10 protein-coding genes are annotated in these 17980 nt (G+C 71.6%); all 10 read left to right on the plus strand.

Annotation, left to right across the window (positions count from 1 at the left end; genetic code table 11):
• Positions 1 to 1251 (plus strand): AMP-binding protein (locus ACFYY7_RS20485; RefSeq protein ID WP_388663252.1); only part of this gene is annotated, 1251 nt, incomplete at its 5' end.
• Entirely contained in the window at positions 1248 to 8333 is a 7086-nt protein-coding gene (locus ACFYY7_RS20490) for an amino acid adenylation domain-containing protein (protein ID WP_388663254.1), read from the plus strand. The genes ACFYY7_RS20485 and ACFYY7_RS20490, both read left to right, overlap by 4 nt.
• Before the next feature lie 185 nt (positions 8334 to 8518).
• Complete coding sequence (locus tag ACFYY7_RS20495) at positions 8519 to 9436, plus strand: kinase (protein ID WP_388663256.1); 918 nt, start codon at positions 8519 to 8521, stop codon at positions 9434 to 9436.
• A gap of 1 nt (position 9437) precedes the next feature.
• The gene (locus ACFYY7_RS20500) at positions 9438 to 10487 is read left to right on the plus strand and encodes a PLP-dependent cysteine synthase family protein (protein ID WP_388663257.1); all 1050 of its coding nucleotides are present in this window, start codon (positions 9438 to 9440) and stop codon (positions 10485 to 10487) included.
• On the plus strand, positions 10484 to 11749 hold the full coding sequence (locus tag ACFYY7_RS20505; RefSeq protein ID WP_388663259.1) for an ATP-grasp domain-containing protein: 1266 nt from the start codon (positions 10484 to 10486) through the stop codon (positions 11747 to 11749). Before ACFYY7_RS20500 ends, ACFYY7_RS20505 begins: the two co-directional genes overlap by 4 nt.
• Positions 11746 to 13224, plus strand: coding sequence for an argininosuccinate lyase (gene argH, locus ACFYY7_RS20510; RefSeq protein ID WP_388663260.1), 1479 nt, complete (start codon positions 11746 to 11748; stop codon positions 13222 to 13224). Before ACFYY7_RS20505 ends, argH begins: the two co-directional genes overlap by 4 nt.
• Positions 13209 to 14501: an MFS transporter gene (locus tag ACFYY7_RS20515; protein ID WP_388663262.1), complete on the plus strand. Its 1293-nt coding sequence runs from the start codon at positions 13209 to 13211 to the stop codon at positions 14499 to 14501. The genes argH and ACFYY7_RS20515 overlap by 16 nt, the downstream gene beginning before the upstream one ends.
• A 43-nt stretch (positions 14502 to 14544) precedes the next feature.
• Positions 14545 to 15321, plus strand: coding sequence for a 4'-phosphopantetheinyl transferase family protein (locus tag ACFYY7_RS20520; protein ID WP_388663264.1), 777 nt, complete (start codon positions 14545 to 14547; stop codon positions 15319 to 15321).
• 136 nt (positions 15322 to 15457) lie between these two features.
• On the plus strand, positions 15458 to 17347 hold the full coding sequence (locus tag ACFYY7_RS20525; protein ID WP_388663266.1) for an acetolactate synthase large subunit: 1890 nt from the start codon (positions 15458 to 15460) through the stop codon (positions 17345 to 17347).
• 14 nt (positions 17348 to 17361) lie between these two features.
• Positions 17362 to 17922, plus strand: a complete 561-nt coding sequence (ilvN, locus tag ACFYY7_RS20530) for an acetolactate synthase small subunit (RefSeq protein WP_266735442.1) — start codon at positions 17362 to 17364, stop codon at positions 17920 to 17922.
• Positions 17923 to 17980 lie beyond the last annotated feature (58 nt).

Raw genomic sequence — 17980 nt, forward strand, 5'->3', positions numbered from 1 at the left:
GGCAATCACGCTCGGGTGTTGTTCCACTCGGCGATGGCGTTCGATGCGTCGACGTACGAGATGTGGGTTCCGTGGCTGAATGGCGGCACCCTCGTGGTGGCCCCCGCAGGACATCTCGACGCAGCAGCGTACGAAGGTCTGATCGCTGAGCACGGGATCACAGCGTTGTGGTTGACGGCGGGTCTGTTCCGGGTGATGGCGGAGGAGGCGCCCGGGGCGTTCGCCGGGGTGCGTGAGGTGTGGGCGGGGGGTGATGTCGTCCCGCCGGAGGCGGTGCGCCGAGTCATGGACCACTGCCCGGACGTCACGGTTGTCAATGGTTATGGTCCGACGGAGACGACGACCTTCGCGACCACGCACCGGATCCACCGTCCCATCGATTACGCGGGTGCGATCCCGATCGGTGAGCCGATGGACAACCACCGGCTGTACGTCCTGGACGAGGGGCTGCGGCTGGTCGCTCCGGGCACGCCGGGCGAGCTGTACATCGCCGGCGCCGGCCTGGCGCAGGGCTATCTGGACCGGCCCGCGCTGACCGCCGACCGTTTCGTGGCCGACCCGTACGGCCCGGCCGGCACCCGGATGTACCGGACCGGCGACCTGGTCCGCTGGAACCTCGAAGGTTCCCTCGAATACCTGGGCCGCGCCGACCAGCAGGTCAAACTCCGCGGCTTCCGCATCGAGCCGGGCGAGATCGAGACCGTCCTCGCCGGACGGCCGGGCGTTGCCCAGGCCACCGTCGTCGTCCGCGAGGACCGACCCGGCGACAAACGCCTCGTCGCCTACCTCACCGCGGAGGAAGGCGCCCGGATCGAACCCGGGGACGTACAGAAGCAGGTGTCCGGGCTGCTGCCCGACTACATGGTCCCGTCCGCCTTCGTCGTACTCGACGAGATCCCGCTCACCGTCAACGGCAAGGTCGACCGACGCGCCCTGCCCGCCCCGCAGTTCGGCAACGAAGCCACCGGGCGCGCACCGCGCACCGCAAAGGAAGAAGTCCTCTGCGGACTCTTCGCGGAGATTCTGGGACTGCCGTCGGTCACCATCGACGACCACTTCTTCAACCTCGGCGGGCACTCGCTCCTCGCCACCCGGCTCGTCGGCCGGATCCGCACCGTACTCGGGGTCGAACTCACCGTCGCGACCCTCTTCGAAAACCCGATCGTGGCCACGCTCGTCGAGAAGCTCGACGGCGCCGAGGCCGCACGGCCCAGACTTCGGCCGATGCGCCGGATGGGAGTGACCAAGTGATTCCCCTGTCATTCGCCCAGCAGCGGCTGTGGTTCATCGCCCAGATGGAAGGGCCGTCGACCACCTACAACATTCCGCTTGCCGTGCGCCTCAACGGCGAACTCGACCGCCCGGCCCTCCAGTCGGCACTTCTGGACCTGGTCGGCAGACACGAGAGCCTGCGCACCCTCTTCCCCGACCAGGACGGCACCCCGTATCAGGACATCCTCGCCGAGGAGGACGTGGAGCTCCCGCTCCGGGTCGTCCCGGCCGACGCCGCGACGCTGTCGGCCGTGCTCGCCGAGGAGTCCGCCCAGGTCTTCCACCTCGCGGTGGACCTGCCGATCCGGGCCCGGCTGATCGCCCTCGGCGAGCAGGAGCATGTCCTGCTCATCGTGATGCACCACATCGTGTCGGACGGCGGTTCGACCGCGCCTCTGCTCCAGGACCTCGCCACCGCCTATGAGGCACGAGCCAGGGGCGCCGCCCCCGCGTGGGAGCCGCTCCCGGTCCAGTACGCCGACTACACCCTCTGGCAGCAGGAACTGCTCGGCGAGGGCGACGACCCGGACAGCGCCGGGGCGCGGCAACTGGGCTTCTGGCGCGAGGCGTTGGCGGAGCTGCCGGAGGAGGCCACGCTGCCGGCCGACCGTCCGCGCCCGGCCTCCGCCTCGTACACCGGCGCCACCTGCGACGTCCACCTGCCCGCCGAGATCCACATCGGCCTGACCCACCTCGCGCGGGAATCCGGCGCCACCCTGTTCATGGCGGTCCAGGCCGCCGTGGCGACCGCCCTGTCCCGCTCCGGCGCCGGCCCCGACATCCCGATCGGCTCCCCGGTGTCGGGCCGCATCGACGAGGCGCTCGACGGCCTGGTCGGCTTCTTCGTCAACACCCTGGTACTGCGCACCGACCTGAGCGGCGACCCGAGCTTCCGTGACCTGCTCTCCCGGGTCCGCAGGACGGACCTGGCGGCCTGGGACAACCAGGACCTGCCCTTCGACCGGCTGGTAGAGGTGCTGAACCCCGAGCGCTCGGCCTCCCGCCACCCGCTCTTCCAGGTGATGCTCACCATGGGCGAGGCAGGGTCCGACGTCATCGGGTTTCCGGGGCTCGACGCCCGTACCGAGTACAGCGCCCTGCAGATCGCCAAGTTCGACCTGACGTTCGGCTTCGCCGAGCACCGCACCCGCGACGGCCGTCCGGACGGTCTGGACATCACCATCGAGTACGCCACCGACCTCTACGACGCCCGGACGATCGACGCCCTCATGGCCAGGGTGAACCGGTTGCTGGAAGCCGTGGTCACCTCGCCCGACACCCCGTTGTCCGTCCTCGACCTGCTCGGCGAACACGAGCGGCGGCTGCTCCTGGAGGAGCGGAGCGGTACCGCCACCGGCATCTCCGACATGAGCCTGGCGGAGCTGTTCGCCGCGCAGGCCGCCCGGACCCCGGACGCGATCGCCCTGGTCGACGAGGACCGCGATCTGACGTTCGCCGAACTCGACGAGGTCACCAACCGGCTGGCCCACCACCTCATCAACGCCGGAGTCGGGCGGCACGACGTGGTCGCCGTCCTCATGGAGCGCTCGACCGACCTGCTCACCGCGCTGCTCGCCGTGGTCAAGGCCGGTGCCGTGTACGCCCCGCTGAACACCACCGACCCCGACAGCCGCCTCGTCCAGATCCTGGCCGACACCCGGGCACCGGTCGTCCTCACCGACCAGGCCCTCTCGGACCACCAGGTCGTCCTGGACGCCGACGCGCGGGTCATCGTGCTGGGCGACACCACCGACCTGGCCGGGCTGCCCGCCACCGCCCCCACCCGCACCATCCACCCCGACCAGCCGGTGTACGCGATGTTCACCTCGGGTTCGACGGGGGTGCCGAAGGGCGTCGCGGTCACCCACCGCAACGTCTCGGACCTGGCCGCGCAGACCATGTACGCCAACGGCAACCACCGACGCGTGCTGTTCCACTCGCCGGCCGCCTTCGACGCGTCGACGTACGAGATCTGGGTGCCGTGGCTGAACGGCAACACCGTCGTGGTGGCACCGCGCGGCCATCTCGCCCCTGCCGACTACCGACGGCTGCTCACCGAGCACCGGGTCACCGCGCTCTGGATGACCGCGGGTCTCTTCCGCGTCATGGCGGAGGAGGCGCCCGGGGCGTTCGCCGGGGTCCGTGAGGTGTGGGCCGGGGGTGACGTCGTCCCGCCGGAGGCGGTGCGCCAGGTCATGGACCACTGCCCGGACGTCACGGTCGTCAACGGCTACGGACCGACGGAGACCACCACCTTCGCGACCACCCACCGGATCCACCGTCCGCTGGACTACGCGGGTGCGATCCCGATCGGTGAGCCGCTCGACAACCACCGGCTCTACGTACTCGACGCCGCACTGCGGCTGGTTCCGCCCGGCGCCCCCGGCGAGCTGTACATCGCGGGCGCCGGCCTGGCGCAGGGCTATCTCAATCGCGCCTCGCTGACCGCCGACCGCTTCGTCGCGGACCCGTACGGCCCGGCCGGCACCCGGATGTACCGGACCGGTGACCTGGTCCGGTGGAACCTCGAAGGCTCCCTCGAATACCTCGGCCGCGCCGACCAGCAGGTCAAGCTCCGCGGCTTCCGCATCGAACTGGGGGAGATCGAGAGCGCGTTGACCGCCCAGGAGACGGTGGGGCAGGCGACCGTCGTGGTCCGCGAGGACCGCCCCGGTGACAAGCGGCTCGCCGGCTACCTCGTCGCCGCCGAAGGCGCCAGGATCGACACCGACGCGGTGCACCGAGAGATCTCCGGTGCACTGCCGGAGTACATGGTCCCGTCAGCCTTCGTCGTACTCGACGAGATCCCCCTCACCACCAACGGCAAGGTCGACCGGCGCGCCCTGCCCGCACCCCAGCAACTCGCCGACACCGGCGGCCGTGCGCCCCGCACGCCCGCCGAGGAAGTACTGTGCGGCCTCTTCGCGGCCGTGCTCGGACTGCCGTCGATCACCATCGACGACCACTTCTTCCGGCGCGGCGGGCACTCCCTGCTCGCCACCCGCCTCATCAGCCGCATCCGGGCGGTGTGGGAAACCGAGATCACCATCCGGGACCTGTTCCAGTACGCCACGGTCGCGCAGCTCGCCGAGCGGGTCGCTGCGGAGGGCAGTGGGGAACGGCGGCCGGCGCTGATGGCCGAGGAGCGGCCGGAGATCGTCCCGCTGTCGTCCGCGCAGCAGCGGCTCTGGTTCCTCGACCAGATGGAAGGCCCGTCCGCCACCTACAACATCCCCCTCGCCCTGCGCCTCAAGGGCCCCCTCGACCACCGTTCCCTTCAGCTCTCCCTCACCGACGTAACCACCCGCCACGAAGGCCTGCGCACCGTCTTCCCCACCCACGAGGGCACCCCCCACCAGCACATCCTTCCCCCGACCACCACCGAACTGCCCCTGGTCACCACCACCGAGGAGGAACTCACCGGGCGGTTGGCCGACCTGGCCGGCCAGACCTTCGACCTGGCATCCGAACTCCCCATCCGCGCCCAGCTGCTGAAGCTCGGGGCCGAGGACCACGTCCTCATGCTGGTGATCCACCACATCGCCTCCGACGGCTGGTCCAACGGACCCCTCTTCCGCGACCTGGCCACCGCCTACGCCGCCCGCACCGAGGGCACCGCCCCCGCGTGGGAGCCGCTGCCGGTCCAGTACGCCGACTACTCCCTCTGGCAGCAGCGAATCCTGGAGCGGGACGAGGAGCGCCAGCTCGACCACTGGCGCGGGGTGCTCGCCGACCTGCCGGAGGAAGCCACCCTGCCCGCCGACCACGCCCGCCCCGCCGTCGCCTCCAACCGGGGCCGCACACACGCCGTGCACTGCCCCGCCGAACTGCACACCGCCCTGATGTCGCTGGCCCAGGACACCGGGACCACCCTGTTCATGGTGGCCCAGGCGGCCGTGGCGACGCTGCTGTCCCGCTCCGGTGCCGGGCACGACATCCCGCTCGGCTCACCCGTCGCGGGCCGCACCGACCAGAAGCTCGACGACCTCGTGGGCTTCTTCGTCAACACCCTCGTCCTGCGCACCGACACCAGCGGTGACCCGAGCTTCCGTGAACTGCTCACCCGGGTCCGGGAGACCGACCTCGCCGCCTGGGCCCACCAGGACCTGCCGTTCGACCGGCTGGTCGAAGCCCTCAACCCCGAGCGCACCACCGCCCGGCACCCCCTCTTCCAGGTCATGCTCACCGTCGGCGACACCAGCGACGACGCGCCCGGGCTCGCCGGACTGGAGAGCGAGTTCGCCATCCCGCCGGTCTCCGTCGCGAAGTTCGACCTCACCTTCGCGTTCGCCGAGAACCGTGCCGCCGACGGCCGGCCCGACGGCCTCGACATCCTGATCGAGTACACCACCGACCTGTACGACGCACGCACCGTCGAGGCCACCGCGGACCGCCTGGTACGGCTCCTCACCGGAGCGGTCGCCACGCCCGATCTGCCCCTCGCGGAGCTGGAGATGGTGTCCGGGCCGGAGCGGGCGCGGCTGCGGGAGTGGAGCGGCGCCCGGACCTCGGCGCCCGGACTCGGGCTCGACGCGTTGTTCACGGCGCAGGCCGCCCGCACCCCGCACCAGGTGGCGCTGATCCACGAGGAACAGCAGGTGACGTACGAGGAGCTGGACATCTGGTCCAACCGGCTGGCCCGCCACCTGACCGCCCGCGGCGTCACCCCGGGCAGCATCGTCGCCATCCACCTGGAGCGGTCCCCGCAGCTCATCGCCGCACTGCTCGCCGCCCTGAAGGCCGGGGCCGGATACACCCTGCTCGACCCGCAGTTCCCGGCCGACCGGCTGAACACCGTGCTCGGGCAGACCGACCCGGCGGCACTGGTCACCCAGGCCCACCTGACCGCCCTGACTACCCCGGCCACCCTGATCGACCTCACCGCGGAGATACCCGCGATCACCACCCTGCCGGGGACACCCGTGGAGACGGGCGGGCACCCGGAGTCCATCGCCTGCGTGATGTTCACCTCCGGATCGACCGGCGTCCCCAAGGGCGTCGCGGCCTCCCACCGGGCGCTGGCCGCCACGTTCATCGGCCCCGACTACCTGGAGTTCGGCCCCGGGCAGACCTATCTGCAGAGCTCGCCGGTGTCCTGGGACGCCTTCGCCCTGGAGGTCTTCGGACCGCTCCTGCACGGCGGCGTCTGCGTCCTCCAGCCCGGCCAGCACACCGACCCGCACCAGATCGCGGAGCTGGTGGAGCGGCACGCCATCACCACCCTGCAGATGTCGGCGAGCCTCTTCAACCACATGCTCGACGAGCACCCGGCGGTCTTCTCCCGGATCAAGGAGGCCATGACCGCCGGTGAGGCGGCCTCGCCCGCCCACACCGCCAAGGCCCTGGCCGACCACCCCCACCTCCACCTCGTCAACGGCTACGGACCGGCCGAGAGCATGGGCTTCACCACCACCCACACCCTCACCGGACCGGCGCCCGCCATCCCGATCGGACGGCCGATCGCCGGGAAGCACGCCTACGTCCTGGACGAGAACCTCCGGATGCTGCCACCGGGCGTCCCCGGCGAGCTCTACGTGGCCGGACACGGCCTCGCCCACGGCTACATCGGACAGCCCGCACTGAGCGCCGAACGGTTCGTCGCCGACCCCCACGGCGCACCCGGCTCGCGGATGTACCGGACCGGCGACCTGGCCCGCTGGAGCCAGGACGGCGCGCTGGAGTATTTCGGCCGGGCCGACCAGCAGATCAAGTTGCGGGGATTCCGCATCGAGCCGGGTGAGATCGAATCCGCGCTGCTGCGGCACCCCACCCTCGCCCAGGTGGCGGTGCTGATCCGCGAGGACCGGCCCGGTGACAAACGGCTGGTGGCGTACGTGGTGCCCACCGAAGGCAGCCGCCCGGACCTTCCCGAGCTGCGCCGGCACGCGGTCGCGGCCCTGCCCGAGTACATGGTTCCGGCCACGTTCGTGCCGCTGGAGGCGCTGCCCCTGACGGTCAACGGCAAGCTCGACCGCCGGGCGCTGCCCGAACCGCCGCAGGCCGACACCGCCGGTGGCCGGGAGCCCCGCACCCCGGCGGAGGAGGTGCTGTGCGGCCTCTTCGCGGACGTGCTGGGGCTGACCTCGGTCACCATCGACGACCACTTCTTCCAACTGGGCGGCCACTCGCTGCTCGCGACCCGGCTGATCGGCCGGATCCGCTCCATCTGGGACACCCGCGTCACCATCCGGGACCTGTTCCAGTACCCGACCCCCGTACTGCTCGCAGAACACATCGCCACCAACACGGGCGGCGACCCGATGGAGATGCTGCTGCCGATCCGGGCCGCGTCCGCCACCGACACCGGGGCCCCGCTGTTCTGCGTCCACGCGGTCTCCGGGATGAGCTGGTCGTACGCCGGACTGCTCCGGCACATCGGCGGTCGGCGGCCGCTGATCGGGCTGCAGGCGAAGGAGTTGACCAGCCCCTCGGACCGGCCGGCCGGCATCGAGGAGATGGCTGAGGGCTACGTGGCCGAGATCCGCTCGGTCCAGCCCCACGGCCCGTACCACCTGCTCGGCTGGTCGTTCGGCGGACTGGTCGCCCACGCGATCGCGGCCGAACTGGAGGCGCAGGGCGAGGAGGTGGCCCTGTTGGCGCTGCTCGACTCCTATCCGCTGCCCGACGGATTCCGGCCACCCGCCATCACCGGGCGGGAGGTGCTGACCGCCCTGCTCGGCGGCCGCGGCGCCGAAATCGACGTTCGCTGCGCCGACACCGCCCCGGACGCCGGGGAGCTGGCCGCCGTACTGCGCGCCGAGGACGCGGTCCTGGGCGCCCTGGAACCGGACCAGGCCGCGGCGGTCGTGACCGCCACGGCAGGCAACCTGGAGATGCGCTACCGGTACGTGCCCCGGCGGCGGTTCGGCGGCGACGCGGTGTTCTTCAACGCCGCCCGGACCCCCGCCGCGGCCGGCGGCGCCGACGCCTGGGCACCCCATGTCACGGGCCGGGTCGAGGAGCACGACATCGACTGCGAGCACTGGGACATGACCACGGCCGAGCCACTGCGCGAGATCGGAAAGGTGCTGGCCGAGGAGTTGCGAGGAGCGCGCCACTGACTCACAGCGGCCCCCGGGTGCCCGGGTCCGCCACCACGGCGGACCCGGGCACCTTCGCGTGCGCAGCTGCCCCGGGCCCCCAATTGCCCGCGGGCTGCCGCTCATGCCGCCGGGCGGCAGGTTCCGGCCTGCATAGCGTGAAGCCATCCGCAGGCCACGGCTCCCGGCGACAGAAAGTCAAGGAAATGGTTGATCATTCCGGCTGGCGTGTCGGGGTAGCTTCAGCCCCCGTCCACCACGGCGAGATCCTGCAAGGCGTGTTCACCGGCGACGGCGGGCTCACCCGAGGTCTCGTCACACTTCCCTGCACCATTCACGCGACCCGCGCGACCTTCATCCCCGCTCCCGGCGCCGAGGTCACCGTGACGCCGGACTGGAAGGGCAAGGCCCGGCGCGCGGCGGAACTCGCGGTACGCGCCGTGACGCCGCCGGGCGCCGAACTGCCGGGCGGTCACCTCGACCTCACCGGTGACGTGCCGCTGTGCCGGGGGTTCGGCTCCTCCACGAGCGATGTGCTCGCGGCCATCTGGGCGGTGAAGGACGCCTTCGTCAGCCCGCTGCCGCCGCAGGACGTCGCCCGGATCGCGGTACGCGCGGAGACCGCCTCCGACTCCCTCATGTTCGAGGAGTCCACCGTCCTGTTCGCCCAGCGCGAGGGCACGGTCATCGAGGACTTCGGCTACCGGATGCCGGCCCTGCGGGTCCTCGGCTTCGGCTCACGCCCCGAGAACGGCGGGCGGGGCGTGGACACACTGACCCTCTCACCGGCCCGCTACGGGCAGGACGAGATCGACCTCTTCACCCGGCTGCAGGCCATGCTCCGGGAGGCCATCCAGATGAAGGACGTGGCCCTGCTCGGCTCCGTGGCCACGGCCAGCACGGAGATCAACCAGCGTCATCTGCCGATCCCGGAACTCGACCGCATCCGGGACATCGCGCGGACCACCGGGGCCGTCGGCGTACAGGCGGCACACAGCGGGGACATCGCCGGCCTCCTCTTCGACCGGGACGACCCCGAGGTCGAGGCGCGGACCGGCCTGGCCCAGGACCTCCTGCAAGAGCTCGGAATTCACGAGCAGTGGAACTACACAACGGGTGACTGACATGACGACGACGACCCTCCCCAAGGCACACTCCTCGATCGTGGAGGCGACGGAGCTGCCACGCATCATCAAGGTGACCGACAACCTCTACGCGGCGGCCTTCAGCCTGATGAAGCTGCTGCCCGCCCGCTACATACTCGACCGTGCAGAAGCCGCCGGCCTGATCTCCCCGGGCACCCGGATCATCGAGACCTCCTCCGGCACCTTCGCCCTGGGCCTGGCCATGGTCTGCCGCCTGCGCGGCTACCCGCTGACCATCGTCGGCGACTCGGCGATCGACCGGGACCTGCGCACCCGGCTCGAAATGCTGGGCACGACGGTGGAGATCGTCGAGCACACCGGTCAGCCCGGCGGCATCCAGGGCGCCAGGCTCGCCCGCGTGGCCGAGCTGCGCCGGCAGCACCCGGACGCCTTCGTCCCCGGCCAGTACGACAACCCCGACAACCCGGGCGCGTACGGCATCGTCGCCGACCTGATCGGCAGCACCGTCGGCACCGTGGACTGCCTGGTCGGCCCGGTCGGATCGGGCGGCTCCACCGGCGGACTCGCCGCCGCGCTGCGCCAGACCGGCCCCGCACTGCACCTGGTCGGCGTCGACACCCAGGGCAGCATCATCTTCGGCAGCCCGGACGGGCCCCGCATGCTGCGCGGGCTCGGCAGCAGCATCCACCCGGGCAACGTCAAGCACGCCGCGTACGACGAGGTCCACTGGGTCACGGCCCCCGAGGCCTTCCACGCCACCCACGAGCTCTACCGCGCACACGGCCTGTTCATGGGCCCGACCAGCGGTGCCTCCTTCCAGGTGGCGTCGTGGTGGGCCGAGCAGAACCCGGCGAGCACCGTCGTGATGGTGCTCCCCGACGAGGGCTACCGCTACCAGTCCACCGTCTACAACGACAACTGGCTGCGCGAGCAGGGGATCGTCCCCGCCCCCGCCGTCGGCGGCCCGCTCACCGTCGAGCACCCGCTGGACGCCACCGCCGCCTGGTCCAGGCTGCTGTGGGCCCGCCGCGGCTTCGACGACGTGGTGATGCCGGTGGTCGGCTCATGAGCGAGCGCCTGCTGCTCCTGGTGGAGAGCAACACCACCGGTACGGGACGGCTGTTCGCCAGGCGCGCGGCCGAGCTGGGTGTGGTGCCCGTGCTGCTGTGCGCGGACCCGGACCGCTACCCGTACGCCGCCGAGGACCGGCTGCGGACCGTCGTCGTGGACACCTCCGACGAGACCGCGCTGTGGGCGGCCGTCCGCGCCCTGGAGGACGGCGCCACCATCGCGGGCGTCCTGACCAGCTCCGAGTACTACGTGCCGACCGCCGCCGCCCTCGCGTACCGGCTCGGACTGCCCGGCCCCTCGGCCGAAGCCGTCCGTGCCTGCCGCGACAAGGCCGAACAGCGCCGGATGCTCACCGAAGCGGGCGTCGGATCGCCGGACTTCGCCGTCGTCCGAGAGGTTCCCGACGCACTCGCCGCGGCCCGCTCCATCGGACTGCCCGTGGTGGTCAAACCGGTGCAGGGGTCGGGGAGTCTGGGCGTACGGCTCTGCACCGACCTCGACCAGGTCGCCGAGCACGCCGCGACGCTGCTGGCCGCCACCGTCAACGAACGGGGCATCGCCGCACCGAGCCGGATCCTGATCGAGGAGTACCTGACCGGACCGGAGTACTCCGTCGAGGTGTTCGGCACCGAAGCCGTCGTCACCGTCGCCAAGCACGTCGGCGCGCTGCCGGTCTTCGTCGAGATCGGCCACGACGTGCCGGCCGCCCTCCCCGGCGAACAGGAGATCGCCCTGCGCGAGTCCGCGGTACGCGCCGTGCGGGCGCTCGGCCTCGGCTGGGGAGCCGCCCACGTGGAACTCCGACTGACCGGACCCCGGACCGCCCGGGTCATCGAGGTCAACCCCAGGCTGGCCGGCGGAATGATCCCCGAACTGGTCCGCAGGGCCTGCGGGATCGACCTGGTCCGCGCCCAGGTGCTGGCCGCCCTCGGTACCGCTCCCGAGCTGGAACGCACCGGATACGCCCGCGCCTCGATCCGCTTCCTCACCGCGGAACAGGACGGCATCGTCGCCCGGTCCGCCGCACTGACCGAAGCCGCGGCCAGGGCCCGCACGGTCCCGGGCACCGTCGAGGCGGTGCTCTACCGCGCCCCGGGCGAACCCGTCGGTCCCGCCGAGGACTTCCGGGGCCGCGTCGGCCACGCCATCGCCGTCGCCGACCGCTCGGTACGGGCGGCCGAGGCCGCAGACCGGGCCGTGGCGCTGCTCGGCGAGGCCGTGACCTACGCGGACCTGCACACACAGGAGGCATTCGCATGACCGCAGCGACGGCACACGGCGTCGACACCGGCCGGCTCAAGGCCGCGCTCGACGCCGAGGCGCACCGCATCGTCTACGACCAGTACCTGCCGGACACCGCGGACGGGCTCGGTGAGGAGCTGCGCTGCATCAGCGAGGTCGACCGCGCGCACCTGATCATGCTCACCGAGCGCGGCATCGTGGACGCCGACCGGGCCGCCGCCCTGCTGCGCGCCGTCGAGGAACTGCGCGGACAGGACTTCGCACCGGTCAGGGCCACCCCGATGCCGCGCGGCGTCTACCTGGCGTACGAGGGCCACCTCATCGGGAGGCTGGGCGACGAGACCGGCGGCATCCTGCACACCGGCCGGTCCCGCAACGACCTCAACGCCACCACCACCCGGCTGAAGACACGCGGCCCCTACCTGGCCCTGCTCGACGCGGTCGACCGGCTCGCCGGGGTGCTCCTGGCGAAGGCCGAGGAGTACCGCGACGTGATCATGCCCGCCTACACCCACGGCCAGCCGGCCGTGCCGATCAGCTACGGCCACTACCTCGCCGGAGTCGCCGGCGCGGTGCTGCGCGCGTACGAGTCGCTGTTGGACGCCGGACGCCAGATCGACGTCAACCCGCTGGGCGCCGGCGCGATCGGCGGGACGTCCGTCCCCATCGATCCCGGGCGCACCGCACAACTGCTGGGCTTCGGCTCCGCCGCCCCCAACTCCGTCGACGCGGTGGCCTCCCGGGACTTCGTGCTGGACCTGCTGTCCGCCTCCGCCGTACTCGGTGTCGCGCTGGCCCGCGCCGGGCGGGACCTGAGCACCTGGACCTCGGAGGAGTTCGGGCTGCTGAGGGTGGGCGACACCCTCGTCGGATCCAGCTCGATGATGCCGCAGAAGCGCAACCCGTTCCTGCTCGAACACATCCAGGGCAGGTCCAGCGCGAGCCTCGGCGCCTTCGTCGGCGCGGCGTCCGCGATGACCACCGGCGGCTACACCAACGCCATCGCGGTCGGCACCGAGGCCGTACGGCACCTCTGGCCCGGACTGAGCAGCACCACCGACGCGGTGACGCTGCTGAGCCTGGTGGTGGCGGGCACCGAACCGGAACGCGAACGCATGACGGAGCGGGCCGTGGACGGCTTCACCTCGGCCACGTACCTGGCGGAACGGCTCGTCCTGGACGGGACACCGTTCCGGGCCGCGCATCACCTGGTCGGAGAGACCGTGCTCGGCGCCCTGGAATCCGGCCGTTCGCTGGTGGACGCGGCCCGCTTCGCCGCCGTCGACGACGGCGGGCTGGCCCCCGACCGGGTGGCCGCGGCGTGCGCCCACGGCGGCGGACCCGGCTCCACGGCCGACGGGATCCGCGCCCTGAACGCCCGACGGGACGAGCTCAGGGCCCAGACGGCCGAGCGGCGCACCCGCTGGTCCGACGCAGGCGCGCTGCTCTCGCGGGCCGTGGCCGAGGCGGTGGCATCATGTCTGCCCGCCTGACCGAACGCGCACCGGGCAAGGAGCACCGGCCGCCGCCGCGCGGCGGACTGCGCCGCCACCACGATTTCCGGCTGCTGTGGCTCGGCGAGACGACCAACCGCGTCGGCATCAACATCACCGGGGTCGCCATGCCCCTGGTGGCCGTGGTGACGCTCGACGCGAGCACGCTCTGGGTGAGCGCGCTGGCGGCCGCCCCCTGGCTGCCCTGGCTGCTCATCGGCCTGCCCGCCGGTGCCTGGGTCGACCGGATGCGACGCCGGCCGATCATGCTGATCTGCAACGTGGTCCCACTGGTGCTGCTCGCCAGTGTTCCGGTGGCGGGCTGGCTCGGGGTCCTGACGATGACCCAACTGCTGGCCGTGGCACTGATCAACGGCTTCGCCGCAGTGTTCTTCGGGATCTCGTACAAGGTCTACCTGCCCTCCATCGTCGGACCCGAGGACCTCCAGGAGGCCAACGCCAAGCTCCAGGGCAGCGAGTCGGTGGCCCAGGTCGCGGGGCTGGGCGGCGGTGGCCTGCTCGCCCAGGCCTTCGGCGCCGCCTCCGGTCTCCTCGTCAACTCGGCGACGTTCCTCGTCTCCGCGCTGTGCCTGCTCGGCATCCGGAGCAAGGAACCGCTCCCGGAGAAACCCGAGCGGCACCGGGCCCTGCGACAGGACATCAAGGAGGGCCTGCACTACACCTTCAAGGATCCGTACCTGCGTGTCCTCACCCTGTACGGCACCGCCACCAACCTGCTGCTGACCGCCGAGGCGGCGATCCTGCCGGTCTTCATCATCCGTGAGCTCGGGGTGCCGGAAGGCGCGACCGGCTGGCTCCTCGCGTCGAGCAGTATCGGCGGGATCCTCGGAGCCACCACCGCGAAACGCCTGATCGCACGGTTCGGATCGGCCCGCGGACTGCTGGTCGCCACCATCGCCAGCGCCCCGTTCGCCCTGCTCATCCCGCTGACACGGATGGACTGGACCCTGTCGGCACTGGTGGTCGGGAGCGCGGTCCTCTCGCTCGGCGTCGTACTCGCCAACGTGATCCAGGGGGCGTTCCGCCAGCGCTACTGTCCGCCCCAGCTGCTCGGCCGCGTCTCGGCCAGTGTCTCGGTCGCGAACTTCGGCGCCATTCCCTTCGGTTCACTGCTCGGCGGGATCCTCGGCACCGCCCTAGGTCTGCGGCCCACCCTGTGGCTGCTCACCGCGGGACTCGCCCTGACCCCGCTGCTTCTCCTGATCGGGCCGCTGCGCCTGAGGCGGGACCTCCCGGTCGCGCCGGCCACGCCGTGAGACCCGACTCGCCTGTCACTCTCGTACGAACAGGAGAGACCCCGTGGAACAAACCCTGCCGTGGGTCGTCCGTGAGCTGCCACCCCCCGGCTTGCTCGACCTCTGGCTCCTGAGGGTCTCGGATGTCCCCATCGGCATCCTGGACGAACAGGTACTCGACGCGACCGAGCGTCAACGTGCCGCCACCCTCATGCACGCCGCCGACCGGACCCGGTTCACGGCCGCGCATGTCGCCCTTCGCCGGCTGCTCGGCTCGTACCTGAGCCTGCGCCCCGAGGACGTCCACCTCGGCCGGGACACCTGCCCCTGCTGCGGCGGACCGCACGGCCGGCCCACCGTGCTCGACGCCGACGACCGGCTGTTCTTCTCGCTGTCCCACCGCGGCGACCTCGCCGTCGTCGGAACCGCGGCGGCCCCCATCGGGGTCGATGTGGAACTGGTGCCGGACGAGGACGGCACCGCCGACCTCGCGGCGATGCTGCACGTGGACGAGCAGGCCGAACTGGCGGCGCTGAGCCCGCCGGCCCGGCCCCGGGCCCTGGCCCGGCTGTGGACCCGGAAGGAGGCCTACCTCAAGGGCCTCGGCACGGGCCTGGGACGCGACCCCGCGCTCGACTACGTCGGCTCGGGGCGCCCCGAGGGACCGTACCCGCCGTCCGGCTGGACCCTGCTCGACGTACCGGTGGACCGGGGCTACGCGGCGGCGGTGGCGGTACGCGGCGAACTGACCGTGGAAGGACCGCTCGTCCGCAGGCTCGCCGGCCTCGATCTCGTACGGCACGACTGCGACGCCCTCCAGACGGCGAGAACCCCGCCCTGACCACCCGCCGAGTCCGCCGGGTGCACCGTTTCGGTGATCACCCGGCGGCGGGCACGCACCACCCGGCCGCTCCCGCCGCGGCTGCCGATCACCGATACGTCCTCGCCAACACTCCTACGGACTTTTGGAACTGACGATGTCAAACGCTGTGCAGCAGGCCCCCGCGGCCCTCCTCCCGCAAGTGCTGCCCCGTACCACCGGGCAGCCCGACACCGGCGCCGAGCACGTGACGGGCGCCCAGTCCCTCATCCGCTCGCTCGAAGAGGCCGGCGCGGAAACCGTGTTCGGCATTCCCGGCGGATCGATCCTGCCCGCCTACGACCCGATGATGGACTCGACCCGGGTCCGTCATGTGCTGGTCCGCCACGAGCAGGGCGCCGGACACGCGGCCACCGGCTACGCACAGGCCACCGGCAAGGTGGGGGTCTGCATGGCGACCTCGGGTCCGGGCGCCACCAACCTGGTCACCCCGATCGCGGACGCGCACATGGACTCGGTGCCGCTGGTCGCCATCACCGGCCAGGTCTCCTCCGCGGCGATCGGCACGGACGCCTTCCAGGAGGCGGACATCGTCGGCATCACCATGCCGATCACCAAGCACAACTTCCTGGTCACGAACGCAGACGACATCCCGCGCACGGTCGCCGAGGCCTTCCGCATCGCCTCGACCGGCCGCCCCGGACCGGTGCTCATCGACATCACCAAGGACGCTCTCCAGGCGACCACCACCTTCCGCTGGCCGGCCAGGACGGACCTGCCCGGCTACCGCCCGGTCACCAAGCCGCACGCCAAACAGATCCGCGAGGCCGCCCGCCTCATCAGCACGTCGAGCCGCCCGGTCCTCTACGTCGGCGGCGGAGTGCTCAAGGCACGGGCCACGGCCGAACTTCGCGCCCTGGCCGAACTGACCGGGGCCCCCGTGGTCACCACCCTGATGGCGCTGGGCGCCTTCCCCGGCAGCCACCCGCAGCACGTGGGGATGCCGGGCATGCACGGGGACGTCGCAGCGGTCGCCGCACTCCAGAAGGCCGACCTGATCGTCGCCCTCGGGGCCCGCTTCGACGACCGCGTCACCGGCAGGCTGGACGGCTTCGCGCCGCACGCCAAGATCGTCCACGCCGACATCGACCCCGCCGAGATCTCCAAGAACCGGGTCGCCGACGTGCCGATCGTCGGCGACGCCCGCGAGGTCCTGCTCGCCCTGGTCCAGGCCGTCCGGGCCGAGCACACCGAGGGCCGTGCCGGTGACTACGACGCCTGGTGGCGGGAGCTGAACCACTGGCGCGCCACCTACCGGCGCGGCTACGAACTGCCCGCCGACCCGGGACTGCTCTCCCCGCAGCAGGTCATCGAACGGATCGGGCAACTGGCCCCGGAGGGAACGCTGTTCGCCTCCGGTGTGGGGCAGCACCAGATGTGGGCGGCGCAGTTCCTCCCGCACGAGGAACCGGGCACCTGGTTCAACTCGGGCGGCGCCGGAACGATGGGGTACGCGGTCCCGGCCGCGATGGGCGCCAAGGCCGGCATGCCCGACCGCACCGTCTGGGCGATCGACGGCGACGGCTGCTTCCAGATGACCAACCAGGAACTCGTCACCTGCGCGCTCAACAACATCCCGATCAAGGTCGCGATCATCAACAACGGCGCGCTCGGGATGGTCCGCCAGTGGCAGAACCTGTTCTACGGTGCACGGTTCTCCAACACCGTGCTGCACGACGGCGCCACCAACGCCACCACCGGATCGACCCGCGGAGTGGGATCCGCCCCCCATCACGGCACCCGGGTCCCGGACTTCGTACAGCTCTCCGAGGCGATGGGCTGTGTGGGACTGCGCTGCGAGAACCCCTACGAGCTCGACGCGATCATCGACAAGGCCAACGCGATCAACGACCGCCCCGTCGTGGTGGACTTCATCGTCCACGAGGACGCGATGGTGTGGCCGATGGTTCCTGCCGGCACCTCCAACGACGACATCATGGCCGCACGCGACGTACGCCCCGACTTCGGCGACTACGCGGACGACTGAGAGGACCCTCTGACATGTCCCAGCACACGCTCTCCGTCCTGGTCGAGGACACGCCCGGCATCCTCGCCCGTGTCGCCGCCCTGTTCTCGCGCCGCGGCTTCAACATCGACTCGCTCGCGGTCGGCACCACCGAACATCCCGAGCTGTCCCGCATCACCATCGTCGTCAGGGTCGACCACGAACTGGCCCTGGAGCAGGTGACCAAGCAGCTCAACAAGCTGGTCAACGTCCTCAAGATCGTCGAGCTGGAGGCGGACTCCGCCGTCCAGCGCGAACTGGTCCTGGTGAAGGTGAGCGCCGGCCACGGCACCCGGGCCCAGATCATCCAGATCGCCGAGCTGTTCCGCGCGAGAACCGTCGACGTCTCGCCCGACGCCGTCACCCTCGAAGCGACCGGCTCCGGCGACAAGCTCGACGCGATGCTCCGGATGCTCGCCACCTTCGGCATCAAGGAGCTCGTCCAGTCCGGCGCGATCGCGATCGGCCGCGGCTCCCGCGCCCTGGCCGACCGCTCCGCCCGCGAGGCCCGTCCGATCCGCCTGACCCCGGCCGCCACCGAGGCGCAGAGCGCATAGCCCGTGCCCGTCAAGTCCCGTCCGAACACCCTCACGTTCCAGTGATCAAGGAGAAGTA

The organism is Streptomyces sp. NPDC001933, assembly GCF_042890955.1.
GTDB lineage: Bacteria > Actinomycetota > Actinomycetes > Streptomycetales > Streptomycetaceae > Streptomyces.

Bases quoted from the DNA above. Each gene is read 5' to 3' on its own strand.
- ACFYY7_RS20495 (WP_388663256.1), top strand. From the start codon at position 8,519: ATGGTTGATCATTCCGGCTGGCGTGTCGGGGTAGCTTCAGCCCCCGTC.
- ACFYY7_RS20500 (WP_388663257.1), top strand. From the start codon at position 9,438: ATGACGACGACGACCCTCCCCAAGGCACACTCCTCGATCGTGGAGGCG.
- ACFYY7_RS20505 (WP_388663259.1), top strand. From the start codon at position 10,484: ATGAGCGAGCGCCTGCTGCTCCTGGTGGAGAGCAACACCACCGGTACG.
- argH (WP_388663260.1), top strand. From the start codon at position 11,746: ATGACCGCAGCGACGGCACACGGCGTCGACACCGGCCGGCTCAAGGCC.
- ACFYY7_RS20515 (WP_388663262.1), top strand. From the start codon at position 13,209: ATGTCTGCCCGCCTGACCGAACGCGCACCGGGCAAGGAGCACCGGCCG.
- ACFYY7_RS20525 (WP_388663266.1), top strand. From the start codon at position 15,458: ATGTCAAACGCTGTGCAGCAGGCCCCCGCGGCCCTCCTCCCGCAAGTG.
- ilvN (WP_266735442.1), top strand. From the start codon at position 17,362: ATGTCCCAGCACACGCTCTCCGTCCTGGTCGAGGACACGCCCGGCATC.